A 16,363-nucleotide genomic window follows, 5' to 3' on the forward strand; every position below is an offset into this window, starting at 1 on the left:
GGTCGAGGGCCAGTGTGGGGACGTATCGCCTGAGGAACCCGGTGGAAAAAATTCAGCTTCTATTGTTGTAGCGGTTATTGTGCATTTGCGTTGCACGAGCATGCTTTAGGCAGGTTAGGACATCTGCGGGGGAACGCATGCAAATGCAATCGAAGGTTACGAGCCAATGGAAGCAGCCACTCGCGACCCAAGAGTTTACGACCGGGGTCTCGCTGCACAGCCACACGAGCGTGTCGGAAGAGACGCTCGGGTTCATCCACGCAATGTTTGTGGTGATGCCCGGGTTGAAGCGGGTTTTTGACTTCTACGCGGACCGTAGCGCGCGGTATGGCGTGACGCTGGATTATGCGCGTGCCAACTGGCGGCCGCCACTGCAACCCAAGATGGCGTATGACCTCGAGTCGAAGCAGATTCAGCGGCTGGGGATGAACTCGCTTGTGTCGATCACGGACCATGACACGATCGAAGCGCCGATGCTGCTGCGGACGGTGCCATCGTCGCGGCATATTCCGGTGAGCGTGGAATGGTCGGCGCCGTTTGGCCGGACAATCTTTCACCTGGGGATTCATAACATCCCGAGCCGCGATGGCATGGAGTGGATGCGGCGGTTCGAGGAGTACACGGCCGCTGCTGAGGCACGGCTGGCCACCCCGCAGCAGGGAACGGCCGAGATGGATGCGCGGCTGTTGAGCATGCTGCGCGAGTTGCACGAGAGTCCGCAGGTGCTGATCGTGTTCAACCATCCGCTGTGGGATCTGCACAAGGTTGGGCCGATGCATCAGGCCGAGGTGCTGCGGTTTCTGCGCGAGGCGGGGCGGACGATTCATGCGATCGAACTGAACGGGCTGCGGCATGTGCGCGAGAATCGCGATGCGGCGCAACTGGCGAAGGAGACGGGACACCTGGTGATCTCGGGCGGCGACCGGCATGGGCTGGAGCCGAACGCGAATATCAACCTCACGTCGGCTGCGAGCTTTACGGAGTTCGTGGAAGAGATTCGGGTGGATCGCGTGAGCCATGTGCACTTCATGCCGCAGTATCAGGAGCGTTGGGAGCAGAGAATCTTCCGCTCGACGCTGAATGCGGTCACCGACTTTCCTGAGTTCATGCCGGGCTGGCAGCGGTGGGATGAGCGTGCGTTTCATCCGGATAAGGATGGCGTGATGCGGTCGTTTTCGGAGCTGTGGCCCCGAGGGCACGCGCCGCGGTTGCTCCGCGGAGCAATCCAGGTGGTGCGACTGGGTGGGGTGCGCGGGCTTTCTGCTCCGCTCAGCCTCGCGTTCCCGGGGGTAAACAGGCTGGAGCGGGAGATGAGCGTGGGAGCGGAGTGGGTGTAAGGCAGGGGATAGGGGATAGAGTGTAGAGGATAGGGAAAGACCCAAGGGCGCGGCTTCGGCTGCGTCCTTTTTGCGTTTGGGGATGCTTGCGGGCGTGGGTGGGGAATTTGAGCGTTGGGCGTTAATCGCCGAACGGCGCTGTGATATCCGACACATACGGTCTGAGTTATATGGGACTACGGTGGTCGTATATCGCAATGGCGCTTGTTTAGCGGGTTGCGGCACCAAACGCTGACCGATTGGTGAGGAAGGTTTTAGAGCAATGTGCAGGGTCGCGAAGAGTGTTGGGTTGATTTTGGGATTGTGTTCGGTTGTGGGAATTCGTGGGCAGAATGTCGAGGTAACTGAGATTGCAAAGCCGGACCGGGTGTGGGTGTCGGGTGTGGTGGTGGACGCTTCGGGTGCGGGCATTGGGCAGTCGGAGTTGGTGTTGGAGCGTGGGGGCGCGGAGGTTGCGGAGGCCAAGGCGAGTGCGGCGGGGCGGTTCGAGGTGCCGCTGCCGGAGGGGATCGCGTCGGGCGCGGAGGGAGCGTGTTCGCTGGTGGTGACGGCGGCGGGATTTGAGCCCAGCACCACGCCGGTAGCCTGCGGAGCGGAGGGGCGGGCACTGACGATTCAGTTGGGGGTGGCGAGAGCGTCGGAGCAAGTGGAGGTGGAGGGCGACGCGGCGGGTGGGGATGTTGAGCCGAACGAGACGCAACTGGGGTCGGTGCTGAACCGGCAGCAGATGGCGAGCGTGCCGCTGAATGGGCGAAGCTTTACGGATTTGCTGGCGCTGACGCCGGGGGTGGTTCCGCAGAGCTCGACGCAACCGAACGCGGTGGTGATGAGTGGCGTGGCGAGCACGCCGCCGTCGGGTGATTTGGATATTGGCGCGCTGAGCGTGAGTGGGCAGCGCGAGACGCAGAATGCGTTTCGGGTGAACGCCGCGAATGTGCAGGAAGACGAGAACATGGGCGTGGCAGTGGTGCCGACGCTGGACTCGATTTCTGATTTGGAGGTGCTGACGAGCGAGTTCGACGCGAAGCTGGGAAACCAGAGTGGTGGACAGATTTCGGTGACGACGCGCAGTGGGGGCGACCGCCTGCATGGGAGTGTGTATGACTATTTTCGGAACACGGCGCTGGATGCGCGGAATTACTTTTCGCTGACGCGTGCGCCATTTCATCAGCAGATGTTTGGTGGGACGATTGGAGGGCCGGTGCCGCGGGCGAAGAACCTGTTTTTCTTTGGCGACTACCAGGGGACTCGGCAGACGCAGGGCGTGGATACCGGGTTGATTGCGGTGCCGACGGTGGCGGACCGCGCGGGGAATTTGTCCGACCAGAGCGCGGCGCTGACTGGGTCGGTCAGCGGGCCTTACTTTGCGCAGTTGCTGAGTAGCAAGCTGGGGTATGCGGTTGCGCAGGGTGAGCCGTATTACTCGGCGAGTTGTACGGCGGCAAATGCGCAGTGCGTGTTTCCGGGCGGGGTGATTCCGCAGAGTGTGTTTTCAGCACCGGCGCAGCATTTGCTGCAGTACATTCCGCAGCCGAATGCGGGAAGTGGAACGTTCTCGACGTCTACGTATGCGCAGACGGTGCGGGACGATAAGGGCTCGGTGCGGGTCGATCGGGAGACGCGGTGGGGTGCGTTGATGGGGTACTACTTTCTCGACGATTACTCGCTGCTGAATCCGTATCCGACCGGACAGGGGGGAGCGACGGTGCCGGGATTTAATGCGCAGACGAATGGGCGTGCGCAGTTGGTGGCGGTGAATCTCCAAACCGTGATGGGTGCGACGGGAACCAATCTGGCGCATGTGAGTTATATGCGGAACGCTGCGGCGGCGGGACAGCCGCGCGGCGGTGTGGGTGTGTCGCTGGCGTCACAGGGATTTGTTACGGGCGAGGGCACGTCGGGGATTGTGCCGCTGCTGCCGGATATTGAGGGCGTGGCGAATGTGATCTTCAACGGCTACACGATGGGTGTGGATGTCACGAGTTTGTACCAGGCGGAGAACACGTTTGAGGTTGGCGACGACATGAGCCGAACTATAGGTCAGCATGTGATTTCATTTGGCGCTGACTTTCATGCCGACCAGATCAACACGCATCCGACGGTCTATGACAACGGAAGCTTTTCGTTTACGGGGAGCGAGACGGGTTCGGATTTCGCGGACTTTCTGCTGGGGATCGATTCAAGTTACACGCAGGGTCAAGGGCAAAAGTTTTATAACCGGAATCACTACCTTGGCTTGTATGGGCAGGATAGCTGGAGGGTGAGTCCGCAGTTGACGCTGAACTATGGGCTGCGCTGGGATGTGCTGCCGCCATGGTCGGAGAAATTCAACCAATTGCAGACGCTGAATCCGGACGAGCAGTCGCTGGTGTTTCCGAATGCGCCGAAGGGGATTTTGTTTCCGGGTGATCCGGGAGTGCCGACCACTCTCTCGCCAACGCGATACGGAAATGTCGCGCCGCGGGTCGCAGCTTCGTGGGCACCGAAGGCGAGGCCGGGTGCGCTTGCATGGATGCTGGGAGCTCCGGGAGCTACGCTGGTGAAGGCAGGCTATGGGGTGTACTACAGCGCGTTCGAAGGTTTGTCGGCTGGCATCATGAGCGGCAATCCGCCGTATGGTTTCACCGACACGAGTGCGGCGCCGACGCTGTTCAACGAGCCGTTTGTGACGGCGGCGACGGGCGTCAGTGTGGGGCAGCGGTTTCCGTTGCAGACCGTGGCGTATGGAGCCTCGCAGACGCATCCAAACACGAGCGTGAACTGGGCGAACTTCGAGCCGCTCGACGGCATTCCCGCGTTTGCGATGAACAACGTGACGCCGTATGCGGAGAACTACAGCGTGTCGGTGGAGCGCGAGGTCGGCGCGCATACGGTGGTCAGCGCGGGGTATGTGGGGACGCAGGCGCATCATCTTTTAGTTATTCAAGAAGTGAACCCGGGTGATCCGGCGGCGTGTTTGGCGCTGAGTACGCCGGCCAGCGTGGCGTCGGGGTCGGCTACGTGCGGGCCGTTCGGCGAGAGCAGCACGTATACGACGGCGGCGGGGAAGGTGGTACAGGGGACGCGCACGGATTTCGGGCCGGCGTTCGGCAGCGTAAATCTGCAGCGAACGATTGCGAACTCGCACGACAATGCGCTGGAGGTAAGTGTGAAGCACTCGACGCGCACGCTGTTTTTGCAGGTGGGATATACGTGGAGCAAGTCGATTGATCAGTCGTCGAGTTTGGCGGAGGCGGTGTACCCGAATGTGCCTGGACTGAGCAATGCGGGGATGAGTCGCGCGCTTTCGGCGTTTGATCTGACGCAGAACTTTGTGGCGACGTATCGGTACACGCTGCCGCTGGGGAGCATGTGGAAGGGGCATGCTCGGTTGACGGAGGGTTGGAATGTGTCGGGGCTGACGCGGTTCAGCACGGGATTTCCGGTGACGCTGCTGAATAACAATGACACGTCGTTGCTGGGGACGCAGCCGAACGGCATCAACAACAATGGCATCGATGAGCCGGAGGTTGCGGTGGGTGATATGCAAGTAAATCATCGGCCGGGGACCGGCGGGTACGCGTTCAATACGAATTTGTTTTCGCTGCCGGCACTGGGGACGCTGGGCAATGCGCGACGGCGGTTCTTCTATGGCCCGGGCGCGGAGAACACCGACCTCGCGCTGGAGAAGACGACTCAGCTGCGCAAGGGCATGTCGCTAGATTTGCGCGCGGAGGCGTTCAATGTGTTCAACCACGGACAGTTCTTTGGGCCTGCGGCGGTGAGCGGAAATATTTCGAGCACGAACTTTGGGCAGGTGCAGAGCTCGTCGAGCCCGCGACTGATGCAGCTGGCGGCGCGATTCACGTTCTAATTAGGGCGTGATGGTGGCGTTGATGGTGACGGCGTGAGTGATGGCGGTGGAGGTGCCCTGGCTGGTGCCCACTCCTGTGAAGGTGATGGGGTAGGTGCCAGTGGTGATGGGGATGAAGTGGTCGGGGCCACAGGCGGTGGTCATGCTAGCTAGTGTGGTGAGTACGACCAGGCAAAGAAGAGTGCGAACCGTTGTGCGGCTTTTGCGTGCGAGACCCATGAGGCCGAAGAAGCTGAGGGGAAACAATGCGGCAAGGGCGAGGCGTGTGGAGCGAGCGATGGGTTGGCTGCTCGCGGAATAGTCAGGTGAGAGGGTGTAGGTAACGTAGGTGCTGAAACCATTCGGTAGAGAGACGTTGGAGGTCTGGAGTTTACAGGTGTAGCCCGGCGGATAAGGCGGGTTGCAGGTGAGCGCAACGGAGCCTGAGAAGCTGCCCACAGAGGCCAGCAAGAGTTTGCCGGTTCCCGCGTGATTGATCTGAACGGTGATGTCGGTGCCGGTGAGCGAAAAGTCGGGAGGGTTGACAGGGACGTTGACGTCCTGGATCAGCGATGCCTGACCGGTGAGCGAATTGGCCGTGGCGAAATAGGAGGCGGTGATGAGGTACGAACCTCGGGTGAGGGAGCTGGTGGTGTAGGTGGATGTGCCCGCGGCGTTGGGCGTGGTGGTGATGTTTTGTCCGTTGACGTTGAAGATGATTGTGCCGCTGGAACCGGGAGCGACCTGTGCGGTGAAGGTGATGGGAGTAAGAGCAAGCGCGGGATTGAGGCTCGAGGTGAGGGTGATGACGGACGAGGTTTGCGTAATGGTGACGGGCACGGTGTTGCAGGTACTAGGCGCAAAGGTGGCATTGCCGGCATAGGTGCAGGTGAGATAGTCGGTGCCAGGAGGAAGGGTGGTAGTGGTGAAGCTGGCGGTGCCCGAAGTGATATGAGCGCCGGCATCAATAACTGTGGAGCCGTTGTAGAAGGTGAATGTGCCGGCGGGGCTGCCGCGGAAGCCGGGAGGGCCTCCCGAAACATTCGCGGTAAGAGTGACGGGGTCTCCCTGGCTCGCGACGGTGGGAGCAACGGAGAGCGTGGCAATGGTCGTGAAGCCGCTCACCGTCAGCACGCAGGAGGCTGAGCTGGCGGCGAAGGAGCCGGTGGGGACATAGGTCGCGACGATCGTACGGGTACCGCTCTGCCGAGCGGTTAAGGTGTAGGACGCGATGCCGCTGGAGAGGGTCGGCTGACTGAGTGCGGTGCCATTGTCGGTGAAGAGGATGGAGCCGGTGGGGGTGCCGCTGGCCGAGGACACTGTGGCGGTGAAGAGCGAGTTGGTGTCGACGGATAGGGTGGTGGGATTGCAGGTGAGGGTAGTGGTGGTGGCGGGAAGGCCGGTCACGGTCGTGAGGTAGATCGAGACGCCGCCGTACTCTCCGGCGACTGCAAGATCGGAGAGGCCGTCACCGTTGAAATCGCCGGCGACTCCATTCGTGGGAATCTGACTGTCGCTGGCGGTGACGGACGCGAAGGTGCCATCGCCGTTGTTGATGAGGGCGTAGACGTTCTGGTTGACGTTGGTTGGTTGATAAACCGCGAGAAAGCCACCGATGTCTGGTTTGCTATCGCCGTTGAAGTCACCGAGCGCAAACCCTTCGAGATACGGGAGGGGAATCTGGGGCGACGACGAATCGAAGGTCCCGTCGCCCTTGCCAAAGAGCATGGAAATGGTGGTAGGCGTGCCGACGTTAAGGACGGCGAGATCCAGCTTGCCATCACCGTTGAAGTCTGCAGCTAGAATCGATTCCGGTCCAATGCCAACGGGTACGGAAGGGGCGGCCGCAAAGGTTCCGTCCCCTTTACCCAGGAGGACCGTCACGCTGCTTGGAGCTAAAATTCCGGGTTGCGCCACCGCATTGCAGACGGCAATGTCCAGGTGTCCATCGCCATTAAAGTCACCGAGCGCGACGCCCAGCGGATTATCGCCTGTCGCGGGAGTTTCGGGTACCTGGGTAAAGGTTCCGTCGCCGTGCCCCAGAAAGATGCGCAGCGTTTGTGCCGCGGGCTGCGATAGGACCAGATCTTCGATGCCGTCGCCATTCACATCCCCAACAGCGAGTGCGCCGACATTGGCGAAAGTACCCAGGATGGAGACTCCCTGAGTGAAGGTGCCGTCACCGTTGCCCAGAAAGATCGAGATCGATCCATCCACTTCGGATCCAAAAGCGAGATCGGGCTTACCGTCTCCGTTGAAGTCTGCGGTAACCAGGGTGCTCGGAAATGTATCCGTAACGAGGGTTGGCGCAGCGGTGAAGGTACCGTCGCCTTTGCCAAGCAGGATGACGACGCTACCTGGAACATAGGTGCCGAGACTGTCGAAGACGGTGATCGTGAGATCGAGAATGCCATCCCGGTTGAAGTCGGCAGTAACGGTTTGGCTGGGTAGTTGCCCGGTCGGGTACGTTGCTCCCGGAGTCAAGATGAGGTCGGAAGCACCTGGGGCGAGATGGGGTGTTCCGAGGGCGTTGGTCGCGTGGTTCGTCTGCAGATAAGAGGATATTTCTGTTGGAGAGAGCGGAGTGGAAGCAGTCGCTGTGGATGAGGAGTCAACGGAGAGAGTCTGTGTGGACGAGGTGCTGGCGGAAGCGTCGGCATTCCCTCCGAAGACGGCCTTGTAGTTGTGGACGCCGCTTCCTGGCACGAAGGAAAGCGTGGCGGTTCCGGCAGCTGTGATCTGCGCGATGCCGAGTCGGTTGATGTCAGTGCAGAGAGGAGCCGTCGCGTTGCAGAAGCTGACCTGACCCGTTGTTACGGAAGAACCGTCGGCGGTGACCGTCGCCGTCAGGGTGACAACCGTCTTTGATGCGACGGCGGACGTCTGCGTTCCTGCAGCGGAGAGCACTAGCGCAGTCGCGGTTTGCGTCGGGTTGGCGAAGGCCGGCTGTGCGGCCAATGTCCAGAGGCCGATCGCCACAAGAAGACATGACGACCTTTTGTGGGTTGGGGAGCGGGCGGCCGCGGGGACCAATGAGTTGCGCAGCTTCGAGAACATGGCCGGCCTTTATCGCAGGGGTCGGCGCTAGTATAGCGTGATCGCTGCCGGGCCGCGTTCTTCTCGCGCGGTGAATGGTGAGGCTAGGCTTCGGGTTCGACGGTGAGGGGCTCGCGGATGTCGATGTACTTGTTGGTGAAGGGGCGCTTGAAGAAGGTGGTCCAGAGATAGTTGATGGAGTAGCGTGCGGCCATGGTGAGCATGCCTTCGCTCTTGAGGCGGCGGGCGGAAGAGGACATCTTCAGGTCGAAGGTGAAGCGGACTTCGCCGACATCGTTGAGCCGGCGGGCGATGTCGGTGTCTTCGCCGTAGAAGCTGATGGCGGTGTTGAAGCCGCCGATGGCTTCGAGGGACGCGCGGCTTACGACGAAGTTGCCACCTTGCACCATGGAGCCGACGCGCAGGATGTAACGGTTGATGGCGTAGGTGGTCCAGGCCGTCATGTAGAAGATGTGGACGAGGCGGCGTTGTTGGGGCGTGAGGTCGTAATAGACGAGCGGGCCGGAGAAGGCGGCGAGTGGACGATGGGCTTCGGGTTTGGCAGCGGTGGCCGTGGCGGCTTCGGCAAAGGTGGTGAGGACCTTGGCTACCCAGCCGGGGGTGAGGCGCGAGTCGGCGTCGACGTTGGCGATGAGGTCGCCGGTGCTGGCGGCAAAGCCTGCCTGGCGGGCGAAGGTGAGGCCCTTGCGCGGCTCGTCAACCACGGTGACGCCAGGATAGCGAAGCGCGACTTCACGGGTGCGGTCGTTGCTGGCGTTGTTCACCACGATGATCTCGCAGGCGTCGGAGGCCAGGCCGCTGGTGACTGGATCGATCTGGTTGAGGATGGATTCGAGGCAGGCGGGAAGGTAGGCCTCCTCGTTGTATGCGGGAACGACGAAGCTTAGGCGCATACGTTGACGCTACGCACGCATTGTTGCAGGAAGAGAAATATTGAACGAAGAAAGGTATCGGGGGAGGAACGTGGGCGGCTGTATGCTGGTGCCGTGGGCTTGAGAGCTTGCGGAGGAGGCGTCTATGCGAGCGTGGATTGCGGCAGGAGCGGTGGTGGCGTTGATGCCAGTGTGTGTGCTGGCGCAGGTGTCGAGCGGGGACCAGAAGTTTACCGACGGCAGCAAGATTCAACCCGATGGCACGGCGTATGTGACGCGCGTGGTGCCGGTGCCGAAGACGGTGAGTCCGGAGGCGCAGGCGATGCTGGCGCGGGTGGTGTCGGATGCAGCCGGGCCAAAGGCCACGATTGAACAGGAGCGAGCGGGCATCGACCGATGGCAGGCGGGTGCAGGTGAGGTGTCGAAGCAGCTGTATCCGGTGAACGTGGCTGCGGCGACGATTGCGGGCGTGCCGGTGCGCGTGGTGACGCCGCTGACGATCGCGCCGGAGAAACAGAATCGCGTCCTGATCAACGTGCATGGCGGCGGGTTTCATGTGGACTCGGGATCGCTGACCGAGTCGATACCGATTGCGAACTTGACCGGGACGAAGGTGATTTCGGTGCTGTACCGCATGGCGCCCGAGCATCCGTTTCCGGCGGCGGTCGACGACACGATTGCGGTGTACAAGGAGATGCTGAAGACTTACTCGCCGAAAAATATCGGGATCTATGGGACGTCGGCGGGCGCGATCCTCACCGGCGAGGTGACCGCGAAGATCAAGCAACTGGGACTGCCAATGCCGGGCGCTACGGGGGTCTTTTCGGGCCTCGGAGACATGAGCGTGACTGGCGATTCGATTGCGATGTATTCGCTTGATGGGCTGTCGGGACATCTGGACGTGCCAAACCAGTCTGGGGGCGATCTCGGAGATTACGCAGGGTCGATCGATCGGAAGGATCCGATTTTATCGCCGCTGCAGGGAGACATCACTGGTTTTCCCCCGACGCAGTTTATCACCAGCACCCGCGACTTGCTGTTGAGTGGCACGACGATTATGCATCGCGCCTACCTGCGCGCGGGCGTGGATGCTCAGCTGGTGGTGTTCGAGGCGCTGCCACATGCGTTTTGGAATAACCCGAAGCTGCCCGAGTCGAAAGAGGCGGATGCACTGATGGCAAAGTTCTTCGACACGCACTTGGGGAAATAGGAGATGGATAGATAGAGAAATAGGAGATAGATAAGCTTGTATGCCGACCAAATGAGTCGGATATAAACCGTTAGGCATGCGGGTTTCGTGCGAAAGAATTGACGGCACAGGCAACAGCGGCGCTATTCTGTGAGTCCCAGATGGTGTGGGCACAGGAGGTGCACTATGCAGGCAGTTCAGATTCACGACGGTCAATGCGGTTTGTGCGGTCACTTCGGAGAACACAGCCATTCGGCAGCGCTGATTTCCATCCACTCGAGCAAGAAGGCAGACGAAGGATTGCTGGACGAATGCGGTCATCCTAAACATGCGGCGCTCCACCTTAAGGTGACGCCGATTTCCGGTTGCGACGGATTTGTGCCGGCTGCTGAAGCCTAGGTTTGATTTCGTTCGCAGAGTTTGAAGACGGCAACATTTGAAGACAGAAAAAGGGCGCGCCGTTGGAGGTAAATCCTGGCGCGCCCTTTTTTTGCTGTGACGCAACTACATCTCTTTGACGCCGTCGACGAAGGCCTTGAGCTTGCGCGAGCGGCTGGGGTGACGCAGCTTGCGGAGAGCTTTGGCTTCGATCTGACGGATGCGCTCACGGGTGACCTGGAAGCTCTGTCCGACTTCCTCGAGCGTATGCTCGGAGCCATCTTCGAGGCCGAAGCGCATCTTGATCACACGCTCTTCGCGTGGGGTCAGCGTGCGCAGAACCTGCGATGTGTACTCCTTGAGGTTGACGGAGATCACGGCGTCGGATGGGCTGACGGCCATGCGATCTTCGATGAAGTCGCCGAGATGCGAATCTTCCTCTTCGCCGATCGGGGTCTCGAGCGAGATGGGCTCCTGCGCGATCTTGAGGACCTTGCGGACCTTCGCGACCGGGATGTCCATGCGCTTGGCGATCTCTTCGGAGGAGGCTTCGCGGCCAAGCTCCTGCACCAGTTGACGCGAGGTGCGGATGAGCTTGTTGATGGTCTCGATCATGTGCACCGGGATACGAATCGTGCGAGCCTGATCCGCGATCGCGCGCGTGATGGCCTGACGAATCCACCAGGTGGCGTAAGTCGAGAACTTATAGCCGCGGCGGTACTCGAATTTATCGACGGCCTTCATGAGGCCGATGTTGCCCTCCTGAATGAGGTCGAGGAACTGCAGGCCGCGGTTGGTGTACTTCTTGGCGATCGAAACGACGAGGCGAAGGTTGGCTTCGATGAGCTCGCGCTTGGCCTTCTCGGCGTCCATGTCGCCCTGGATGATCTCGCGCTGCGTACGCTTGAGCGCATCGTGCGAGATACCGGCGTCGGCTTCGACGCGCTCGAGATCGATCTTGCAATTCTTTTGCTGGCGGCGATATTCCTTCTTCAGCTCTTCAGAGCGTGAGGCCTCGAACTTGGTTTCAAGCGAGCGAATCTGGCGCTCGAGGGTGCGCATGGAGTCGACTGTCTTGTTGACCTTGTCGAGCAGGCGCTTCTTCTCGTTGTTGGTGTACTTGAACTCGCGAACGATGCGCGAGACAAAGACGTTCTCGCGGCCCATGAGCCAGAGATTCTTGCGCGCGTACTTGGCCTTCGCCTTGGCGTCCTTGCCCTGCGGGTCGAGGGACTTGGCGAGGTAGTCGGCAGCCTTCTTCTGGTGCTTGACGAGCTCGTCGGTGCGCGCGACGGTCGCTTTGACGCGGGCAGCGAGGATCTCTTCGGTGAGCTCTTCTTCGTCGAAGGTAACGACTTCTTTAATGTTGCGAACGCCGCGCTTGAGGTCTTCGCCGAGGCCGACGATTTCGCGGATGACGATGCTCGAACGCGAGATGGCCTTCATCACGCGGAGCTGGCCGCGTTCGATGCGCTTCGCGATTTCGACTTCGCCCTCGCGGGTGAGCAGCGGCACGGTGCCCATCTCGCGGAGGTACATGCGGACGGGGTCGTTAGTCTTCTCGAGCGTGCCGGGCGAGAGGTCAAGCTCGACATCGTCGGAGTCTTCGCCGGACTCGTTGTCGGAGTCGCGATCATCGGCATCGACCTTCGAGCCGCGACGGCCTTCCGAAAGCACGTCGATGCCCTGTGTGTTGATGGTGGTCATCAGGTCATCGAGCTCGTCGGGCGAGGTAATGTCGCCGGGCAACAGGTCGTTGACTTCACCGAAGGTGAGGTAACCCTTCTCCTTGCCGGTGTCGATGATATGGTCTACGTCTTCTTCGTACTTATCGAGTTCTTCAGCCACGTGGGCGCTCCTAAGGGAGACTCACGCAGCGCGGAGTCTCGTAAAATTTTGTGCGGGAGATATTTCCGCGGGGGATCATACATCGGTCGCGGAGAACTCCCTGGGTTGTGACGGGGTCGTTGGGACGGGGTATGCGGTCAAGGCCGCGGGCGCGGGCGGAAGACACTTGCAAAAGTGCTTCGGCAACTCGGAGGCGCACGTCTCCAGCGAATTTTAGTCTACCACTGATTTAGACGTATCCGGGCGCGAAAAGATTCCAAACGCACCACAGCCCGCACTGGTTTGTGCAGGCTGTAGATTCCGCGAAAAACGGGTCCGGACTCGATCTCCGGCCAGTCTGAGACGTTGTGTCTCTAGACGGGTAGGCTGAGGCCGCAGCCAATGGAGATTGCCATCGCGTAAATGCAGATAATGGCTGCGATCATTGCGAACATTGGGCTGTAGTTGCTGACGAAGTTACGAAGATTTGCCATTGGAATCCCTTTCAAAAGAGCACGTTGCACGGGGTTCCGAGGGAAACGGGGAGGAGGCCAATGGCCTCGCTTCCGGCAAACCTGCCGCGAGATGATCTCTATATCGGCGGGGGTTCAGGAAACATGAGTCAGGATGGGAAAATTATGCGATGTGCAACAAACAAAGCCTGTTAGCCCCAGGCCAGGCACATCGGTCGGAGGCGGTGTTGCGGTATCGGACGTTATTGTCTGTGAATTGCGGCGGGCGGGCGGGATTAAAGGGGCTTGGCGAGGATCAGGTCGCAGCATTGCTGGCTACCTACCTGGAAGACCCGCGTGCCAACTTCGACGAAGCCGTTGCGGTGATAGAAGGCGATGGCCCGGAGGTTCGTCGCGTGTGTGCCGAGCAGGAGTCGCTTTCCACCCAGCGCGCGTGCGTCGGCGACGGCGGCGTCCATGAGAGCCTGGGCGGGACGAAGGTTGGGGATGGTTGCGCCTGTCGCTTCGAGGACAGGCACGGAACGAAAGCGCGAAAACAGGTAGATGCGCTTGAGCTCGATGTCGGTGGGGGCGACGTCGATGGTGGGCAGCTCCGGGGTGCAGAGCATCACGTAGCCGACGATCGATCCGGGGTTGTCAGGAAAACCAACAGCAGGACCGGTAACGGCGACCGTGATGCGGGTATTGGGATCGGCGAGGTAGTGAGCATACGCATCGGCTGTGTGGTTCTTGAGCGCGTGGGCGACGATGTCGGCGCCGGGCAACATCCAGGTAAAGGCTTCGAGGAAAGTAGCGGCGCCGGTGAGGGCGAGCGCGGGCGCGTCGGCAAGTGTGGCGCGGCGGAGCGTGACGGTCTCGGTGGTATCTTGTGCAGGGTTTGGAGCGCAGGATTTGATGGCGTCGATGGACATGGATTTTCTCGCAAGGACGATGGTAGCTGATGTCCGGGATTCAGATAGCGTGGAGAGGAGATGGAGAAGACTTTCGCGTCGATGACGGTGCAAGAGAAGGACGCCGCGTACAGCCGGTTGGCCCAGCAGCTGGTGGACGATGAGCGCGTGCCCAGGGCGCTGCGTGAACTGGCGCAGGATCCTCGCGTGACGGTGCGGCGGGGCGGCGCGCCGGGTGAGGGCAAGTGCGTTGTGTACTGGATGCAGCGGGCGCAGCGCGGGCTCGACAACCATGCGCTGAATCTGGCGATTGCGGTGGGGAATGCGCTCGATCTGCCGGTGGTTGCGTACTTTGCGGGCATCAGCAACTTTCCTCATGCGAACCTGCGGCACTATGCGTTCCTCAACCAGGGCTTGCCGGATGTGGAGGAGGATTGCGCCGAGCGTGGCGTGGGGTTCGTGATGCGGAGGGCTCCGCACGAAGATCACCTCAAGTTCTTTGCGGATGTCGACGCAGTGATGGTGATTGGCGACGAGAACCCGATGCGCGAGCCGGAGAAGTGGCGGGTGCATCTGGCCGAAGAGCTGCGAGTTCCCTTCTGGACTGTCGATGCGGATGTGATTGTGCCGTCGAAGCTGCTGGAGAAGGCGCAGTTCAGTGCGGCGGTGGCACGGCCTCGACTGTATCGCGCGCTGCCGGAGTTTCTTGTGCCGTACAGCAATCCTCACGCCGAGATGAAGTGGAAGCGGCCGCCTGGATTGCACGCCGACGATGTGCGCGAAGACATTACGCGCGGATGGAAGGATTTCGATTGCAGCGTGAAGCCGGTGGAGGCGTGGACGGGCGGACACCATGCCGCGGTGAAGCGGCTGCACGCGTTCGTCGCAACGATGCTGGCGAACTACGATCGCGATCGGAATCATCCGGAGATCGATGGGACAAGCAAGATGAGTCCGTACCTGCACTTTGGGCATATCGGGCCGCAGACCATTGCGCTGGCGGTGGCTGCCGCGGCGAAACAGCATCCGCACATGATGGCGGAGCGCGAGAGCTATTTCAATGAGCTCATCGTGTGGCGCGAGTTGAGTGTGAACTTCGTGCGCTATCAGCCGGAGTATGACTCGCCTGCCTGCGCTGACAAGTGGGCGCGCGAAACGATCGCCGAACACGACCGCGATCAGCGCGAGCTGCTCTACAAATTGCCGCAGTTGGAGAATGCGCAGACGTACGACGAGCTATGGAATGCGGCGCAGATCCAGATGGTGCGCTATGGCTGGATGCACAACTACCTACGCATGTACTGGGCGAAGAAGATTGTGGAGTGGACGCCGAACGTGCGCATCGCGATGAAGGTGGCGATCTATCTGAACGATAAATACTTCATCGACGGCCGCGATCCGAATGGCTACGCGGGCATCGCCTGGTCGATGCTGGGCAAGTTCGATCGCGCCTGGTTTGATCGCCCGATCTTTGGCAAGCGGCGGTACATGTCCGGTGGGAGCACGGGGAAGAAGTTTCGGTCGGCTCTTTATATAGAGCAGGCCAAAGCCTTGCCGGAGTAGATAGCTGCGGCTAATGACTTGATCGGAACAATTGATTGAAAAAGTTGAAACTTTTACCCCGTTCGCGTTTTCTGAGCGCGCGAAATCTCCTGTGTCCATGCGGGTGTTGAGAGCATCTACTAAAACAGGTTGCGCACACTGTGAGCGCAGCTACGGCTTCCGTGGCTTGCACGAGCCCGCCGAACCTACACACAGAAGAATGAAAGGAACCACCTGAATGAAACTGAATCCATTGATGACTCTCTCTTTCACTGCTGCACTCCTTCTGCCTTCGATCGCACATGCTGCGCGCACCGCACCGGCGAGCACGGCTGCGATCAGCGGCACTGCGGGAGTAGTGCAACTAACCCAAACGCTGGACGCACGCAAACTAAGTAAGGGTGCGACGATCCAGACGCGGCTCATGAACACCGTGCATCTGCCGGATGGAACCAAGCTGCCGAGCGGCACCTTGCTGACGGCGACGGTAGAGAACGACAGCCTGCAGGACGGAAATGTGCGGCTGGCGCTGCGCTTTACGTCTGCGCAGTTGAAGCATGGAGCGACCGTGCCGCTTGCAGCCAGGATCGTGGACGTATCGGCGGGCACTGTTGACGACAGTGAGCCGAACGAGGTTACGGTTCCCGAAACTCTCGATAACATGAACGCGAGCGAGGACATTCAGGATGTCGTTTCGGGCGTGAACCTGCACAGCCAGGACAGCAGCGCGAACTCGGGCGTGTTTTTGAGCAAGACCAAGGCCAACGTGAAGCTTCCCGCCGGCACACAGCTGGAGTTGGCGATACGGACCGGAGCGGGCGCAACTGCAGCCGGAGAGTAACCCTCAGCCCGGTGGTGCGCGGCGTCGTTGGCGATGATCGCCGCGCCGTGAATGGTACTCGGCGAACGATGAAATCGTGCGCTGGGTACCGTTTGCGTTTAATTTGGCACACGGCGTCGCGGGCG

At 60.6% G+C, this 16,363-nt stretch carries 10 protein-coding genes; 6 read left to right on the plus strand and 4 right to left on the minus strand.

Annotation, left to right across the window (positions count from 1 at the left end):
* The first annotated feature begins 143 nt into the window (after nucleotides 1-143).
* Nucleotides 144-1,337 carry a PHP domain-containing protein gene (locus tag GSQ80_RS09050; RefSeq protein WP_254059533.1) on the plus strand — a complete coding sequence of 398 codons (1,194 nt, stop codon included), beginning with the start codon at nucleotides 144-146 and terminating at the stop codon, nucleotides 1,335-1,337.
* A 262-nt stretch (nucleotides 1,338-1,599) separates the two neighbouring features.
* Nucleotides 1,600-5,190 (plus strand): carboxypeptidase-like regulatory domain-containing protein, encoded by a 3,591-nt coding sequence (locus GSQ80_RS09055; protein WP_158787300.1) that lies wholly within the window; start codon nucleotides 1,600-1,602, stop codon nucleotides 5,188-5,190.
* Here GSQ80_RS09055 and GSQ80_RS09060 read toward each other — a convergent pair whose 3' ends face one another.
* Together GSQ80_RS09060 and GSQ80_RS09065 are read right to left on the minus strand one after the other, a co-directional pair.
* The gene (locus GSQ80_RS09060) at nucleotides 5,191-8,226 is read right to left on the minus strand and encodes an FG-GAP-like repeat-containing protein (RefSeq protein ID WP_158787301.1); all 3,036 of its coding nucleotides are present in this window, start codon (nucleotides 8,224-8,226) and stop codon (nucleotides 5,191-5,193) included. It abuts the gene before it with no gap.
* An 83-nt stretch (nucleotides 8,227-8,309) separates the two neighbouring features.
* On the minus strand, nucleotides 8,310-9,119 hold the full coding sequence (locus GSQ80_RS09065) for a glycosyltransferase family 2 protein (protein ID WP_158787302.1): 810 nt from the start codon (nucleotides 9,117-9,119) through the stop codon (nucleotides 8,310-8,312).
* A 124-nt stretch (nucleotides 9,120-9,243) separates the two neighbouring features.
* Between GSQ80_RS09065 and GSQ80_RS09070 the strand changes: the two genes are divergently transcribed.
* Together GSQ80_RS09070 and GSQ80_RS09075 are read left to right on the plus strand one after the other, a co-directional pair.
* Nucleotides 9,244-10,308, plus strand: coding sequence for an alpha/beta hydrolase (locus tag GSQ80_RS09070; RefSeq protein ID WP_254059534.1), 1,065 nt, complete (start codon nucleotides 9,244-9,246; stop codon nucleotides 10,306-10,308).
* A gap of 165 nt (nucleotides 10,309-10,473) precedes the next feature.
* Nucleotides 10,474-10,686, plus strand: coding sequence for a hypothetical protein (locus tag GSQ80_RS09075; RefSeq protein WP_158787303.1), 213 nt, complete (start codon nucleotides 10,474-10,476; stop codon nucleotides 10,684-10,686).
* Nucleotides 10,687-10,791: 105 nt separating this feature from the next.
* Here GSQ80_RS09075 and rpoD read toward each other — a convergent pair whose 3' ends face one another.
* Both rpoD and GSQ80_RS09085 read right to left on the minus strand, forming a co-directional pair.
* A complete protein-coding gene (rpoD, locus tag GSQ80_RS09080; protein ID WP_158787304.1) occupies nucleotides 10,792-12,513 on the minus strand; it encodes an RNA polymerase sigma factor RpoD in 1,722 nt (573 codons plus the stop codon).
* Between the two features lie 727 nt (nucleotides 12,514-13,240).
* A complete protein-coding gene (locus tag GSQ80_RS09085) occupies nucleotides 13,241-13,876 on the minus strand; it encodes a GNAT family N-acetyltransferase (protein WP_158787305.1) in 636 nt (211 codons plus the stop codon).
* A gap of 60 nt (nucleotides 13,877-13,936) precedes the next feature.
* On the opposite strand from GSQ80_RS09085, the gene GSQ80_RS09090 reads away from it, so the two are divergent.
* Together GSQ80_RS09090 and GSQ80_RS09095 are read left to right on the plus strand one after the other, a co-directional pair.
* Nucleotides 13,937-15,418 carry a deoxyribodipyrimidine photo-lyase gene (locus GSQ80_RS09090; protein WP_254059535.1) on the plus strand — a complete coding sequence of 494 codons (1,482 nt, stop codon included), beginning with the start codon at nucleotides 13,937-13,939 and terminating at the stop codon, nucleotides 15,416-15,418.
* 217 nt (nucleotides 15,419-15,635) lie between these two features.
* Nucleotides 15,636-16,238, plus strand: coding sequence for a hypothetical protein (locus GSQ80_RS09095; RefSeq protein WP_158787306.1), 603 nt, complete (start codon nucleotides 15,636-15,638; stop codon nucleotides 16,236-16,238).
* The last annotated feature ends 125 nt before the right edge of the window (nucleotides 16,239-16,363 follow it).

The organism is Granulicella sp. L46, assembly GCF_009765785.1.
Classification (GTDB): domain Bacteria; phylum Acidobacteriota; class Terriglobia; order Terriglobales; family Acidobacteriaceae; genus Granulicella.

Excerpts from the sequence above, each read along its gene's own strand:
- GSQ80_RS09075 (WP_158787303.1), top strand. The coding sequence starts at position 10,474 with ATGCAGGCAGTTCAGATTCACGACGGTCAATGCGGTTTGTGCGGTCAC.
- GSQ80_RS09085 (WP_158787305.1), bottom strand. The coding sequence starts at position 13,876 with ATGTCCATCGACGCCATCAAATCCTGCGCTCCAAACCCTGCACAAGAT.
- GSQ80_RS09050 (WP_254059533.1), top strand. The coding sequence starts at position 144 with ATGCAATCGAAGGTTACGAGCCAATGGAAGCAGCCACTCGCGACCCAA.
- GSQ80_RS09070 (WP_254059534.1), top strand. The coding sequence starts at position 9,244 with ATGCGAGCGTGGATTGCGGCAGGAGCGGTGGTGGCGTTGATGCCAGTG.
- GSQ80_RS09055 (WP_158787300.1), top strand. The coding sequence starts at position 1,600 with ATGTGCAGGGTCGCGAAGAGTGTTGGGTTGATTTTGGGATTGTGTTCG.
- GSQ80_RS09090 (WP_254059535.1), top strand. The coding sequence starts at position 13,937 with ATGGAGAAGACTTTCGCGTCGATGACGGTGCAAGAGAAGGACGCCGCG.
- GSQ80_RS09060 (WP_158787301.1), bottom strand. The coding sequence starts at position 8,226 with ATGTTCTCGAAGCTGCGCAACTCATTGGTCCCCGCGGCCGCCCGCTCC.
- GSQ80_RS09065 (WP_158787302.1), bottom strand. The coding sequence starts at position 9,119 with ATGCGCCTAAGCTTCGTCGTTCCCGCATACAACGAGGAGGCCTACCTT.
- GSQ80_RS09095 (WP_158787306.1), top strand. The coding sequence starts at position 15,636 with ATGAAACTGAATCCATTGATGACTCTCTCTTTCACTGCTGCACTCCTT.